Source organism: Bradyrhizobium sp. WYCCWR 12699 (genome assembly GCF_032144035.1).
Classification (GTDB): domain Bacteria; phylum Pseudomonadota; class Alphaproteobacteria; order Rhizobiales; family Xanthobacteraceae; genus Bradyrhizobium.
In genome coordinates this window covers 129,888-143,370 of sequence record NZ_JAVTJN010000005.1, presented here as the reverse complement: position 1 = coordinate 143,370, position 13,483 = coordinate 129,888, and the positions used below count along the sequence as shown (strand labels likewise).

Below are 13,483 nucleotides of genomic sequence, written 5' to 3'. Positions count from 1 at the left end.
ATGACGGCCAGCGCTTACAGCTCCACCACCACGTAATCGCTCTCGACCCGTACCGGGATCGTCTCCGCGACATACGGGCCCTTCACCACGCTCGCGCCCGGTTCGACATGGGCTGGATAGGCCCTCACGCGGAAGCGGCGGGGGTCGCAATAGGATTGGCCGGTGCGGATGTCGAACTCCCAGCCGTGCCAGGGGCAGCGGATGATCTCCCCGAGCTTGGTGTATTCGATCTCACCGGGCTCCCTTGATTGGGCAAGGCCAATCAACGGGCCTTCGCACAGCGCCGCGCCCTGATGCGGGCAGCGGTTCATCAGGCCGAAATATTCGCCCTTGATGTTGAAGACCGCGATCGGCCGTCCGTCGATCTCGAGGAATTTTCGCGTTCCCGGTGGCAGTTCATCCACGGCGGCAATCACATGACGCGCCATCAAGCAAGTCCATACAGCTTCTGCGCATTGCCGAGATAGAATGCCGCCCGGTTATCCTCGCTGACACCCGCCGGCAGAACGCGCGACGGCTCGTCATAGTCCCAATGCGGATAGTCGGTCGCGAACAACAGCCGGTCCCAGCCGATCCAGTTGATGACGTCGAACAGATCCTCGCGCCTTTCAGGATCCTCCATCGGCTGCGTGGTCCACCACACCTGCTCGCGAATATATTCCGAGGGCGGCCGTTTGACATGCGGGACTTCGCTCCTGAGCCGCTGCCAGGCCTTGTCGAGCCGCCAGGCCAGCGACGGCGCCCAGCCGAAGCCGGCCTCGATCATCACCATCTTCAGTTTCGGGAAGCGCTCGAACACGCCTTCCAGCACGAGGCTCGCCAGCGCCGATTGCTGGCACTGCGAGTGACCCACCATCTCCTCAATGTAATAGGACGGCCAGCCCGAAGGCGTGATCGGATTGCCGCCGAAGCCGAAGGCGTGAACGCCGACAGGAAGTCCCGCTTCTTCCGCGGCCTGATAGATCGGCCAATAGCGGCGCTGACCGAGCGGCTCGACATTGCGGCTGAGCAGCAGCACCTGCACGAAGTTCTTGTCGCCGGCGCGCTCGCGGATCTCCGCGGCGGCCGACAGGCCATCCTCATTGCCGACGACGATGGACGCCTTCAGCCGCTTGTCCTTGCTGGTCCATTTGTCGATCTGCCAGTCGTTGATCGCCGAGCACAGCGCAGCCGACAGCTCGTGATTGCGGATGCCCTGACCGGTGTTGAGCGGATTGAGCACGCCCAGCTGCACGTTGTTGGGATCGAGCAGCTGCTTCTGCATGAAGGACAGCGAGGAGCCCTGCGGCCCTCCCTCGGGCGGATAGGCGTCGCGGCGCGAGGCGTTGGGCTGAGCTTTCGGGTAGGGCGGGCCTTCCATCATGCCCTGATAGGCGTGGACGCCGTAGACTTCGAGATGATGCTGCCAGCGTTTGGCGAGATAGGGATAGAGCTCGGTGCGGGTGGCGCGAGCCGGATGGATGTCGCAGTCCGCGATCGCGGTTTTGACGGTCAGTGGGGAAGCGGCTTCTTGGTTCTCGCGGAACTGGATATTCATCGCCTTGCCTCCTCTGGCAGCGGCTCATTTCAGGCGGGGATAGGTTGCATGCGGATTGTCGATCATGATCTTGCGCACGAGATCGGGGGACAGACCTTCGGGCAGCGCGTCCTGGCCGTCGAATTGCCAGTGCGGATAGTCCGTGGAGAATAGGACCAATTCGTCGGACTGCATATGATCAAACAGGCGATTTAATGTCGCCTCGTCCGGCGGTGCATCAAACGGCTGTAACGAGAAGCGGATGTTGCTGCGCACAATGTCCAGCGGCGCACGATCGACCCAGGGCGTTTCCATCCGCACCCCGCGCCAGAATTTGTGCAGGCGCCAGAGATAGGGCGAGATCCAGGAGACACCCGACTCCAGCAACACCATTTTCAGCCGCGGATATTTGGCGAACACGCCTTCGACGATCAGGCTGGTGAGCTGGGTCTGGAACGCCTGGGCCTGACCGACATAGTCCTCGATGTGGTAGGAACCCCATCCCACGGCGGTCGGCGGATTGTGATAGGCGGAACCCGCGTGGATGCCGATTGGCAGTTCCAGCCGTTCCGCGGCCTCGTAGATCGGCCACAGCGCGCGCTTGCCGAGCGGGGTGTCGCCCATGACCAGCATCAGCACCTGAACGAAGCGCTTGTCCTGCGCACAGCGCTCGATCTCGGCCACGGCCTTCTCGACGCTTTGCGTGGGAATCACGATGGAGCCGCGGAGCCGCGGATCGCGATCGAGCCACTCCTTCACGAGCCAGTCGTTCAGCGCGCGGCAGAAGGCCGCCTGCATGTCCTCGGAGAACACCATCTGCACGCCGTAGAGCGGATTGCAGATGGCATAGCTGAGCTGGAAGGCATCGAGCACATGACGCTGCATGTCCTCCAGGTTCTCGCCGGGCTTGCCGCTCTCGGGGCGCCAGTCCGGTCGCGCCGTGATCGGCGACCTCTCCGGGTAGGATTGCGAGATGAGGTCGACCATGCCGCGCGTCGTCACCTGATCGCGCCAATAATCGTTCAGGTAGGGCAGCAGGCTGGTCAGATGCGGCACGGCCGGATGCACATCGCAATCCACCCCGCCGGCGATCAGGGACGCCATGACGTCTCCCTTCTCACGTTTCCTCGCACGTCTTTTTGTCCCCGCCATTCAAGCAGGCCTGCCGGTCGCCCGCAACTCGGCCAGAGCTGCTGGCATATGCTAGGAAGGCGCAGCTCGGTTGCGGGGACATCGGAGGTTCAGGAATGAAAGAGCTCGTCGGCATTGCGGAACAGGTTGCCGCCAAACTGATCGCGCGCAAACAGACCATTGCGGTGGCGGAATCCTCCACCGGCGGCCTGATCGCGGCAAGCCTGCTCGCGGTGCCCGGCGCGTCCGCCTATTTCCTCGGTGGCGCGGTGGTCTACACCCGCGATGCCCGGCGCGTGCTGATGGATATTTCGGACGAAGGAATGAGGGGCTTCCGCTCCTCATCCGAGCCCTACGCGCAACTGCTGGCCGGGCAGATGCGAACGCGCTTTGGCAGCGATTGGGGCCTGTCCGAGACCGGCGCCGCCGGCCCCACCGGCAACCGCTATGGCGATGCCGCCGGCCACAGCTGCATGGCGGTTGCGGGGCCTGCGTCAGAGGTGATGACGCTGGAGACAGGCAACAACGACCGGTTCGGCAACATGCAAATGTTCGCGGCGACGGCGCTGAGGTTGTTGTTGAGGAAGCTGGGGGAGTGACGCTGGCGCGGGATTCCCCGCCTTCGCGGGGAATGGCAGCAGAGAGTATGGCGACGTCACCGCCCCAAATGCCGCATGAAGATCCGCACCACATAGCCCTGCACTCGCGGCGCCTCGTCATAGATATCCGACGCGATCCGCTCGATGGTCTCGCGCAGCGACAGGAATTGCGCCTGGCGGGCGCTGCTTTCGGTGCCCTGCATGCCCGCGAGCTCGTCCATCGCCGCGTCGCTGATCTGGCATTGCACCGCCTCGCCGTCGTTCAGCATGGTGAAGCGAAAGGCCAGCCGTTCAAGGTCATGGCCAATGATCTTGTCGCGCGTCAGTGGCATCAAGTCGTCCCGGTCGAGCCCCCGCCGGACAATGCTGAAAATCGCTCCGATTGTCAGCAGCAAAGAGCAATCTCGCCCTACTGGAACGCGACTTCGGCGAAACTGCGGAGCTTTCGCGAATGCAGCCGCTCCGATTCCTGCTGCTTGAGGCGCTCCAACGCCTTCAGGCCGATCTCGAGATGCTGGCCGACGCGGCGGCGGTAAAATTCGCTGGCCATGCCCGCGAGCTTGATCTCGCCGTGCAGCGGCTTATCGGAGACGCAGAGCAGCGTGCCGTAGGGCACGCGGAAGCGGTAGCCATTGGCGGCGATCGCGGCCGATTCCATGTCGAGCGCAACGGCGCGCGATTGCGACAGGCGACGGATCACCTCGGGCCCGGAGATCTCCCAATTGCGGTTGTCGACGCTCGCCACCGTCCCCGTGCGCATCAGGCGCTTGAGCTCGAAACCTTCGAGGCCGGTGACGTCCTCGACTGCCTCTTCGAGCGCGACCTGCATCTCGGCCAGCGCCGGGATCGGCACCCATAGCGGCAGCTCGCGGTCGAGCACGTGATCCTCCCGCACGTAGCCGTGCGCGAGCACGTAGTCGCCGAGCCGCTGCGTGTTGCGCAGGCCCGCGCAATGGCCGAGCATCAACCAGGCATGCGGGCGCAGCACGGCGACGTGGTCGGTGACGTTGCGCGCGTTGGACGGGCCCGTGCCGATGTTGATCAGGGTGATGCCGCGGTAGTGCGGCGCGACCAGATGGAAGGCCGGCATTTGCGGTGCGCTAATAGGCGCGGCGCCGCTGACGGCGCCGCCATTGCGCATGATGATGTTGCCTGGCGCGACGAAGGATTCGAGGCCGGCCTCACCGGACTGGAGCCGCTCCTGGCAGGCCTGCGCAAAGGCGTCGACATAGAACTGGTAGTTGGTGAAGATGACGAAGTTCTGGAAATATTCGGGATCGGTGCCGGTGTAATGATAGAGCCGGCGCAGCGAGTAATCGACGCGGGCGGCGCGGAACAGCGACAGCGGCTCGGGCGCGCCGGGCTTGAGCTCGAACGTGCCGTCGGCGATGGAATCGTCCATGGTCGAGAGATCAGGCACGTCGAACGCATCGCGCAGCGATCGCGTCACGGGCGAGTTCTCGCTGGTGGTGATGGCGGCTTCGATGTTGATGTCGCGGCGATAGGCGAAGTGGATCGGGATCGGCTCGTTGGACTCACCGATCTCGACGGGCACGCCGTGATTCTGGATCAGGAGTCCGATCTGCTCGACGAGATAGCTGCGGAACAGATCCGGCCGCGTCACGCTGGTTTCATGCACGCCGGGCCCGGCGACGAAGCCGTAGGCGAGACGCGAATCCAGCCGCGCATGCGTCGCGGTGGTGATGCGCACGAAGGGATAGTAGGCCCGCACCCGCGTCGTGATCGCCTCACCGCCGACATAGGCCTCGAACCGGTCGCGCAGGAATTTTGTGTTGCGCTCGTAGATCTCCTCGAGGCGGGCGACGGCAAGGGATGCGTCGGAGAAGGATTCGGTGGCTATGACGGGGAGAGATTGCATGGTTCGACCGGCCGGGTTTCTGTTTGCAATGCCAGTATAGCAAACTGGCGGCCAAATCGTCATTGCGAGAGGACGCGCTTTCGCGCGTCACTTCTCCCTGAACGCCCGCATCAGCTGGTCATGCAGCGGCTTCATCAGATAGGACAGCATGGTGCGGTCGCCGGTCTGGACGAAGGCTTCCACGGGCATGCCGGGAATCATCTTGACGTCGCCGAGGCGGGCGATCTCTTCGGCTGGCATCGTGACGCGGATGGTGTAGTAGCTCTGGCCGGTGCGCTGGTCGGTGGTGACGTCGGGCGAGACGCGGCTGACGAGGCCATTGAGCTCGGGCGTCGTGCGCTGGTTGAAGGCGGAGAGGCGCAGCAGCGTCTTCTGGCCGATCTGGAGCTTGTCGATGTCGACCGGGTTGACCTTGGCCTCGACCTGGAGATCGTCCGCCTGCGGCACGATCAGCATGAGCGCGTCGCCGGCGGTGACGACACCGCCAATCGTGTGCACATTCGATTGCAGCACCATGCCGTCCTGCGGCGCGCGGATGTCGATGCGGCGAAGCTGGTCTTCGGCCGCGACCTTGCGCTCGATCAGCTCGCCGATCTTGTCGTTGGTCTCGCGCAGATCCTTGGAGACCTCGCTCACCACGTCCTTGTCGACCTGGATGATCTGCAGCTCGGTCTCGGTGATCTTGCCCTTGGCCTGGGCGCGCGAGGCGATGTACTGCGCGCGCTCGCCGTTGAGGCGCGCCGAGTCGCGTTCGAGCTGGGTCAGGCGCGAGATCTGCACCAGACGCTTGTCATAGAGCTCCCGCACGCCGGTGAGCTCGTTCTGCACCAGCGCGATCTCCTGGTCCTTGGCCTTCTCCTGGGCGCTGAGACCGGCGATCTCCTCGTTGAGCTGCGTGATGCGCTCGCGCAACTGCGCCTTCTGCCCGGCGCGGCCGTTGACGCGGACGTCGAACAGCTTGGTTTCGGCGGAGAGCAGCAGCTTGACGTCGGGATCGCCAGCGCGATCGAGCAGGCTTTGCGGAAATTCGATCCTGTCGACGCCGCGCTGCTCGGCCTGCAATCGCGCCGCGCGCGCCTGCGCGGCGTCGAGATTCTTGCTGACGATGGCAAGGTTGGCCTTGGTGACGGTGTCGTCGAGCCGCACCACGATGTCACCGGCCTTGACCAGGTCGCCGTCGCGGGCGCGCACCTCGCCGACCACACCGCCGGTCGGATGCTGCACCTTCTTGACGTTGGATTCGACCACGATCTGCCCCGGCGCGATCAGCGCGCCCGAGATCAGCACGGTGGACGCCCAGCCGCCGAGACCGACGACCAGGACCAGCACGATGCCAAGCCCGAGCAGGAGGTGAAACTTGATCGAATCCCGAACGGTCTTCTTCGCTGCGGGCTTCGGACCGCCGATGGCCATCGTGCTCATGGTTTGGCCACTCCGCCTTCGCTGACGATCTTGATCGGTGCCGGCGGCGTCACGCGCGGCTGCAGCACCTGGGCGAGCACCTGATCCTTCGGGCCGAACGCCTGCATGCGGCCGTCGCGCAGCACCAGGACCTGGTCGACCGCCTCGACGCCGATCGGGCGGTGCGCCACCACGATGACGATGGCGCCGCGCTCGCGCGCGGCGCGCACGGCGCGGGTCAGCGCCTCATCGCCTTCGGTGTCGAGGTTGGAGTTGGGTTCGTCGAGCACGATCAGGAAGGGATTGCCGTAGAGCGCGCGCGCCAGCGCCACGCGCTGCGCCTGGCCCGCCGAGAGCGCGGTGCCCTGCTCGCCGACTTGCGTGTTGTAGCCCTCGCGCATCTTGATGATCATCTCGTGCACGCCGGCTTCTTTCGCCGCCGCGATGATGCCGTCGGACGTCGCCTCGGGATCGAACCGGCTGATGTTCTGGGCGATGGTGCCGCCGAACAATTCGACGTCCTGCGGCAGATAGCCGATGTGGCGGCCGAGCGCGTCGGACGACCATTGATCGAGCGCCGCGCCGTCGAGCCGCACCTTGCCGCGCACCGGCTGCCAGACCCCGACCAGCGCACGGATCAGCGACGATTTGCCGGAACCGCTCGGGCCGATCACGCCGAGGCCGTTGCCGGCGGTGAGCGCGAAGGTGATGTCCTGCACGATGAGGCGCTGATCGCCGGGCGGCACCATGGCGACGCCCTCGACCGAGAGCCGGCTGGTGGGCGCCTGCAGCTGGGTCGGCATCGTCTGCGCCGGCATCTGCTCGAGGAGGCGCGTGAGGCGGTGCCAGCTCTGGCGTGCCGCGACGAAGGATTTCCAGTGCGCAATGGCGAGATCGACGGGCGCCAGCGCGCGGGCGGAGAGGATCGAGCCGGCGATGATGATGCCGGCCGTCGCCTCCTGGTGGATGACGAGATAGGCACCGACCGCGAGCACGGCCGATTGCAGCATCATACGCAACACCTTCGCGACCGCGCCGAGACCGCCGGCGACGTCGCTGGCGCGCTGATTGCCCGCGAGGTATTTTTCGTTGGCCTCGCTCCAGCGCGCGTTCATCCGGCCGGCCATGCCCATCGACACCATGACTTCGGCGTTGCGGCGGCTGGCCTGCGCGAGATCGTTGCGCTGGGCGGCAAGGCCCATCGCCTCCTTCGCCGGCTGGCGGGACATGAACTCGGTGACCAGCGTCAGGCCGACCAGGATGATGGCGCCGACCAGAGCGGTGACGCCGATCATGACGTGGAAGGCGAAGCAGATGGCGAGATAGAGCGGCAGCCAGGGCAGGTCGAAGAACGCGCTCGGGCCCATGCCGCCGAGGAAGGAGCGGACATTGTCGAGATCGCGCAGCGGCTGGAGGCCTTCGTTGCGACTGCCGACCAGCAGCGGCAGGCGCACGACGGTGTCGAACACGCGCTTGTTGAGCGCCTCATCCAGCGCGGTGCCGATCCGCCCCAGGATCCGGTTGCGGATCATGTCGAGCACGCCCTGCGCCATGTAGAGGAAGCTGGCGAGGATGATGAGGCCGACCAGGGTGGGAATGCTGCGGCTCGGCAGCACCCGGTCGTAAACCTCCAGCATGAAGATCGACCCGGTCAGATAGAGCAGGTTGATCATGCAGCTCATCAGGCCGACGCCGATGAACGCCGTGCGACAGGCGCGCAAGGCGTCACCGAGCTCTGAACGGCGGACGCCAGGACCGGCTGCCATCAGTCTGATCTCTTTCGGCTGGGGGGCAAAGCCCCTGATTTCACGGGCAATTCAGGCTACTCGCCCCGGATTAACATCATGTTGGCGCGGCGTCCAACGCGGGCCGAGTTCATCCAGAACCCCCGAGGCCACATCTACCCCTGATGGCCCGTCACGCAAGTCCGGTATTTCACAGTCTTTGCGGCTTTTTGGTGCAGCGACCGCCGCCTCTCCCCAGCAATGAGAGGCGGCAAGTTCCGATCGGTCGAACCGGGCGGCTGCTAGAGCCGACCGCCACCCCGCACCAGCCGCACCACGAGCAGCAGGATCACCGCGCCGATGGCGGAGTAGACAATCTCGGAGACCAGGCCCGTGCCGAGACGAATACCCAGCTTCGGAAACAGAAGGCTCGCCACCAGCGCACCGCAGATGCCGATCACGATGTCGCCGATAATGCCGAACCCGGCGCCCCGCACGATCTTGCCGGCAAGCCAGCCAGCGACGAGGCCGACGAACAGGATGACGAGCAGGCCTTCGTTTGAAATGTGCATCCTTGAGATCCCTCTCCTTCAATGCCCGGCATGGAACGGGAACCGGGATGAATGGGGTGTGAATGGCAGGATGAGGCTCCCGTTGCCGCGAACTTGGTTCACCTCATCCGAAACTATGACACCGCGGTGACGGGCTCCGCCAGCACACATCGCGCCGCCCGACCCCGCCCGACCTCCACATTGGCAGGTAACTGCTCCAGGCAACGCGGCTCGGCGAGCTTGCAGCGGGGGGCGAAGGAGCAGTTGTGCGGCTTTTCGGCCAGCGAGGGCGGCGTGCCGGGGATGGTTTCGAGGCGCTGTCCCCGCTTCGCACCGTGAACGGTCGAGGCAAGCAGGCCCTTGGCATAGGGATGCACCGGGGAACGGACGATATCGCGAAGGGTCCCCTGCTCCACGATCTGGCCGGCATACATCACCGCGACACGGTCGCAGATCTCGATGGCAACGCCGATGTCGTGGGTGACGAAGATCACGGACATGCCGAACTCACGCTGCAATTCGCGCAGCAACAAAAGGATCTGGATCTGCACGGTGGCATCGAGCGCCGTGGTCGGCTCGTCCGCCAGCAGGATTTTTGGCCGGCAGGCCAGCGCCAGCGCGATCATCGCGCGCTGGCGCATGCCGCCGGACATTTCGTGCGGATAGGCATCGAGCCGCCGCTTCGCCGACGGAATGCGCACGACTTCGAGCATTTCCAGCGCGCGTGCCCTGCCCTCGGCGTAGCTTTTGCCCTCGTGGCGCACCACGCTTTCGGCGATCTGCGCGCCGATCGTGTAGACCGGATCGAGCGCGAGCGCGGGCTCCTGGAAGATCATCGAGACGGTCTGGCCGCGGAACGACGACAGCTGCTCGTCGTTCATGGCGAGCACGTCGCGGCCCATCACGTTGACCTTGCCGGAAATCTGCGTGCGCTTCTTCGGCAACAGCCGCATCAGCGCCCGCAAGGTCACGCTCTTGCCCGAACCGGACTCGCCGAGCAGCCCCAGCACCTCGCCATCACCCAGCGACAGGCTGAGATCGTTCACCGCATAGACCGTGCGCTCACCGGTGAAGCGAATGTTGAGGCCTGAGATCTCGACGAGCTTGGTCATGACGGCAGTTTCGGCAATCGATCGTGATAGTCGGTGACGCGCTGGAAGGCCGCGCCGATGGTGAGCAGGGTCGCTTCGTCGAAGGAACGGCCGATCAGCTGCATGCCGATCGGAAGACCGCTTCGGGTGAAGCCCGAGGGCACGGTGAGCGACGGCAGGCCGAGGAAGTTCACCGGGCGGGTGAACAGCGTCAACCGCTGCAACAGCGCCGGCGCGTTCGGTCCGCCGCCGACATCGCTCTCTTCGATCGTCGGCGCCGGTACCGGCGAGGCCGGCGCGATCACCGCATCGACGCCCGCGGTGGCGGCATGGTGCGCAGCCAGGGCCGGACCGCGCCAGCGCATCGCCTCGAGATAGGTGATGGCGGGAACGGCGAGGCCGTTCTGCAGCCGCATCAGGACCTGCGCGCCATAATCTTGCGGACGCTCGATCATCCAGCGCTTGTGGAAGGCGGCCGCTTCCGCGGCGAGCACGAGCTGGCTCGCCGAGGACAATTGCCGCTGGTCGGGCAGCTCGACCTTGACGATGTCGGCGCCCTCGCGCTTGAGCACCGCGATGGTCTCGTCGAGCACGCGCGCGACCTCGGCGTCGAGATCGTCGACATAGAACGAGGCGGGCACGCCGATCTTGAGGCCCTTCAGCGAGCCCTTGGTGGCGGCGACGTAATCCGACAGCGGCTCGTGGCTGCAGGTTGAATCAGCGGGGTCAGCGCCGGCCAACAGCGCCAGCAACAGCGCGCAATCCTCGGCGGTGCGGGCCAGCGGGCCGACCGTGTCGAGCGATTGCGACAGCGGCATTGCACCGGCGCGACTGACCCGGCTCCACGTGGTCTTGAGGCCGGTGACGCCGCAGAAATGCGCGGGCATGCGGATCGAGCCGCCGGTGTCGGAGCCGAGCGCCGCATAGGTCAGGCGCGCCGCGACCGCCGAGCCGGAGCCCGAGGACGAGCCACCGGTGATATGCGCGACGTTCCAGGGATTGCGCACCGGACCGTAATGCGCGTTGTGGCCGGTCGGGCCATAGGCGAATTCGGCGAGATGCAGCGTGCCCAAGCGGATCTGGCCGGCGTCCTTCAGCCGCTGCAAGGCGGTGGAGGTCACGGTCGGCACGAAGTCGCGGCGGATCAGCGAGCCGCAGGTCGCGACGTGGCCCGCGTCGTAATACATGTCCTTGTGCGCAAGCGGCACGCCATGCAGGGGACCGCGGACCTTGCCCTTGGCAAGCTCGGCGTCGGCGGCCTCGGCCGCCTTCAGCGCAGCCTCCGCCTCGACCGACATGAAGGCATTGAGATGCGGCTGCCATTGCCCGATGCGGTGCAGCAGTGCGCGCGTCACCTCATGCGAAGAGACCTGCTTCATCGCGATCGCACGTGCGACCTCGGTGAGCGTCATGAAGGCTGGCTCAAGGCTCATTTCGACACCTTTTGCGTCTGCGCGATCGGATAGAGCGCGGGCTCGAGGTCGAACGGCAGCGTGCCGGCGATGGCCGCAAAGCCTTCGAAGGCGGGCCCTATCGAGTTGGAGATGCGGGTTGCGACCTCGTCGTCCACGGGCACGCCGGCGATTTGCGCCATCGGCCTGATCTCTTTCGGTGTCGGTCTCGTCATGCGGTTGTCTCCCTGGGCGCGCGGCTATGGCCTGAACCCGGTATCGCCATGTAGCACGCGGCCTCGTGGCCCATTCTATCGAGCGCGGTGAGCTTTGGTGTCGCATTTGCGCAGAGCGGCTCCGCAAACGGGCAACGGGTGTGGAAGCGGCAACCCGAGGGCGGATCGATCGGATTGGGCGGATCGCCCGTGATCGGCGGCGTCTCGGTGCGCCTGTCAGGGTCGGAGGACGGCATCGCAGCAAGCAGCGCGCGCGTATAGGGATGCGCAGGGCTATCCCAGACCTGATCGACCGGCCCGAGCTCGACGACTTCGCCGAGATACATCACCAGCACGCGGTCGCTAATGTATCGGACGACGTTGAGGTCGTGGCTGATGAAGAGATAAGTCAGCCCGAACTCGCGCTTGAGATCGGCGAGCAGATTGAGCACCTGTGCCTCGACAGATTTGTCGAGCGCGGAGACGGCTTCATCCAGGATCACCAATCGCGGCGACAGCGCCAGCGCCCGCGCGATGTTGACGCGCTGGCGCTGGCCGCCGGAAATCTCGTGCGGATAGCGGTTGGCGAAGTTTTCGGGGCGTAAGCCCACCTTACCTAGCAGCTCGCGGGCGAGGGTGCGTGCCGCGCCGTCGGCCATGCCGTGGACTTTTGGGCCGAAGGCGATGGATTCTTCGATCGTGAGGCGCGGATTGAGCGAGGCGTAGGAATCCTGGAACACCATCTGCATGCCGCGCCGCAGCTCGCGCAAGCTCAGCGACTGACCCACGGTCATGCCGTCATAGATGATGTCGCCGGTATCGCGCGGCATCAGGTGCATCAGAAGCCGCGCGGTGGTCGACTTGCCGCAACCGGATTCACCGACGATGCCGACGGTCTCGCCCTTGGCGACGGCAAAGGAGACATTGTCGACGGCGCGCACGGTGCGTTTGGCGGCGAACAGCCCGCCGCGCACGGGAAAATGCTTGGTCAGCCCGTTGACCTGCAGCAGCGGCTGCGCGGCGCCGCCGCGGTCTTCGACCGGCTCGAGCATGGAGACAGATGCGTTGCTCTCGCTCATGGCTAGTTCCTGATGTCCATGGCGCTGCGCAGGCCGTCCGAGAGCAGGTTGAAGCAGATCGACACCGCGAAGATCATCGCGCCCGGAAGCGCGGCGACCCAGGGATTGACATAGATCGCGGTGCGCAAGGTGTTCAGCATCAGGCCCCATTCCGGCTCCGGCGGCTTGGTGCCGAGGCCGAGGAAGGACAGACCCGCCGCCAGGATCATCGAAACCGAGATCAGGCTCGTGGCGTAGACGAAGATCGAACCCAGCACGTTGCCGAGGATGTGCACGCGCATGATGGTGAAGGGCCCGGCACCCGAGGCGCGCGCGGCTTCGACGAAGTCCATGTTGCGGACGCCTGTCGTGACGCTTTCGGCGACGCGGGTGATCTGCGGCACGAACACGACGGTCAGCGACACGATGGAGTTGAGGATGCCGGCGCCCAATGCGCCGGAGATCGCGATCGCCAGCAACACCGAGGGAAACGCATAAAACACGTCGATCGTGCGCATGATCGCGGTGTTGAGCTTGCCGCCGACATAACCGGCGACGAGGCCGAGCGAGGTGCCGATGCCGAAAGCGAGGATCACGGGCAGGATGCCGATCACCAGCGACAGCCGGCCGCCATAGACCAGCCGCGCCAGCATGTCGCGGCCGAGCTCGTCGGTGCCGAGCGGATAACCCGGCGTGCCGATGTGGCGCAGGCGGCGGATCATCGAGCCCTTGTAGGGGTCCTCGAGGCCCAGCCACGGCGCGAGAATCGCCGAGAGGAAGATCAGCAGCAGCACCAGCGCGCAGGCCATGCTGACCTTGTCGCGGGCGATGCGGCGGCCGACGGTCGCCCAATAGCCCCGCGCCTTGGTCGCAGGCGCGGCCTGCAGAGCGGCGTCAGTGGTGGCGATTAGCGGAAGCTCGCTCATC

14 protein-coding genes are annotated in these 13,483 nt (G+C 65.6%); 1 reads left to right on the top strand and 13 read right to left on the bottom strand.

All coding sequences use genetic code 11. The features are described 5' to 3' along the window. Positions 1-14 precede the first annotated feature (14 nt). The 3 genes from RPS27_RS05405 to RPS27_RS05395 are packed head-to-tail and all read right to left on the bottom strand — an operon-like array spanning position 15 to position 2,620. Entirely contained in the window at positions 15-428 is a 414-nt protein-coding gene (locus RPS27_RS05405; RefSeq protein WP_211415777.1) for a Rieske (2Fe-2S) protein, read from the bottom strand. Next, on the bottom strand, positions 428-1,537 hold the full coding sequence (locus RPS27_RS05400; protein WP_212067804.1) for an amidohydrolase family protein: 1,110 nt from the start codon (positions 1,535-1,537) through the stop codon (positions 428-430). The genes RPS27_RS05405 and RPS27_RS05400 overlap by 1 nt, the downstream gene beginning before the upstream one ends. 24 nt (positions 1,538-1,561) lie before the next feature. Then, the gene (locus RPS27_RS05395) at positions 1,562-2,620 is read right to left on the bottom strand and encodes an amidohydrolase family protein (protein ID WP_211415775.1); all 1,059 of its coding nucleotides are present in this window, start codon (positions 2,618-2,620) and stop codon (positions 1,562-1,564) included. Between the two features lie 143 nt (positions 2,621-2,763). On the opposite strand from RPS27_RS05395, the gene RPS27_RS05390 reads away from it, so the two are divergent. After that, positions 2,764-3,246 (top strand): CinA family protein, encoded by a 483-nt coding sequence (locus RPS27_RS05390; RefSeq protein ID WP_211415774.1) that lies wholly within the window; start codon positions 2,764-2,766, stop codon positions 3,244-3,246. A 56-nt stretch (positions 3,247-3,302) separates the two neighbouring features. On the opposite strand, the gene RPS27_RS05385 is transcribed toward RPS27_RS05390, so the two are convergent. From RPS27_RS05385 to RPS27_RS05340, 10 genes are all read right to left on the bottom strand, one after another. Then, positions 3,303-3,578: a DUF1488 family protein gene (locus tag RPS27_RS05385; protein ID WP_194408463.1), complete on the bottom strand. Its 276-nt coding sequence runs from the start codon at positions 3,576-3,578 to the stop codon at positions 3,303-3,305. Positions 3,579-3,655: 77 nt separating this feature from the next. Next, positions 3,656-5,125, bottom strand: coding sequence for an AMP nucleosidase (locus RPS27_RS05380; RefSeq protein ID WP_212067803.1), 1,470 nt, complete (start codon positions 5,123-5,125; stop codon positions 3,656-3,658). 87 nt (positions 5,126-5,212) lie between these two features. Next, on the bottom strand, positions 5,213-6,547 hold the full coding sequence (locus RPS27_RS05375) for an HlyD family type I secretion periplasmic adaptor subunit (RefSeq protein WP_212067802.1): 1,335 nt from the start codon (positions 6,545-6,547) through the stop codon (positions 5,213-5,215). Continuing rightward, positions 6,544-8,292, bottom strand: coding sequence for a type I secretion system permease/ATPase (locus RPS27_RS05370; protein WP_194404583.1), 1,749 nt, complete (start codon positions 8,290-8,292; stop codon positions 6,544-6,546). The genes RPS27_RS05375 and RPS27_RS05370 overlap by 4 nt, the downstream gene beginning before the upstream one ends. Before the next feature lie 260 nt (positions 8,293-8,552). Further along, positions 8,553-8,822, bottom strand: a complete 270-nt coding sequence (locus RPS27_RS05365) for a GlsB/YeaQ/YmgE family stress response membrane protein (RefSeq protein WP_194404584.1) — start codon at positions 8,820-8,822, stop codon at positions 8,553-8,555. A gap of 113 nt (positions 8,823-8,935) precedes the next feature. Beyond that, positions 8,936-9,913: an ABC transporter ATP-binding protein gene (locus RPS27_RS05360; protein ID WP_212067801.1), complete on the bottom strand. Its 978-nt coding sequence runs from the start codon at positions 9,911-9,913 to the stop codon at positions 8,936-8,938. Beyond that, a complete protein-coding gene (locus tag RPS27_RS05355) occupies positions 9,910-11,325 on the bottom strand; it encodes an amidase (RefSeq protein ID WP_211415771.1) in 1,416 nt (471 codons plus the stop codon). The genes RPS27_RS05360 and RPS27_RS05355 overlap by 4 nt, the downstream gene beginning before the upstream one ends. Next, positions 11,322-11,519, bottom strand: a complete 198-nt coding sequence (locus tag RPS27_RS05350) for a hypothetical protein (RefSeq protein ID WP_211415770.1) — start codon at positions 11,517-11,519, stop codon at positions 11,322-11,324. Before RPS27_RS05350 ends, RPS27_RS05355 begins: the two co-directional genes overlap by 4 nt. After that, positions 11,516-12,577, bottom strand: a complete 1,062-nt coding sequence (locus tag RPS27_RS05345) for an ABC transporter ATP-binding protein (RefSeq protein WP_194404588.1) — start codon at positions 12,575-12,577, stop codon at positions 11,516-11,518. Before RPS27_RS05345 ends, RPS27_RS05350 begins: the two co-directional genes overlap by 4 nt. A gap of 2 nt (positions 12,578-12,579) precedes the next feature. Further along, positions 12,580-13,482 carry an ABC transporter permease gene (locus RPS27_RS05340; RefSeq protein WP_194404589.1) on the bottom strand — a complete coding sequence of 301 codons (903 nt, stop codon included), beginning with the start codon at positions 13,480-13,482 and terminating at the stop codon, positions 12,580-12,582. Position 13,483: the final 1 nt, after the last annotated feature.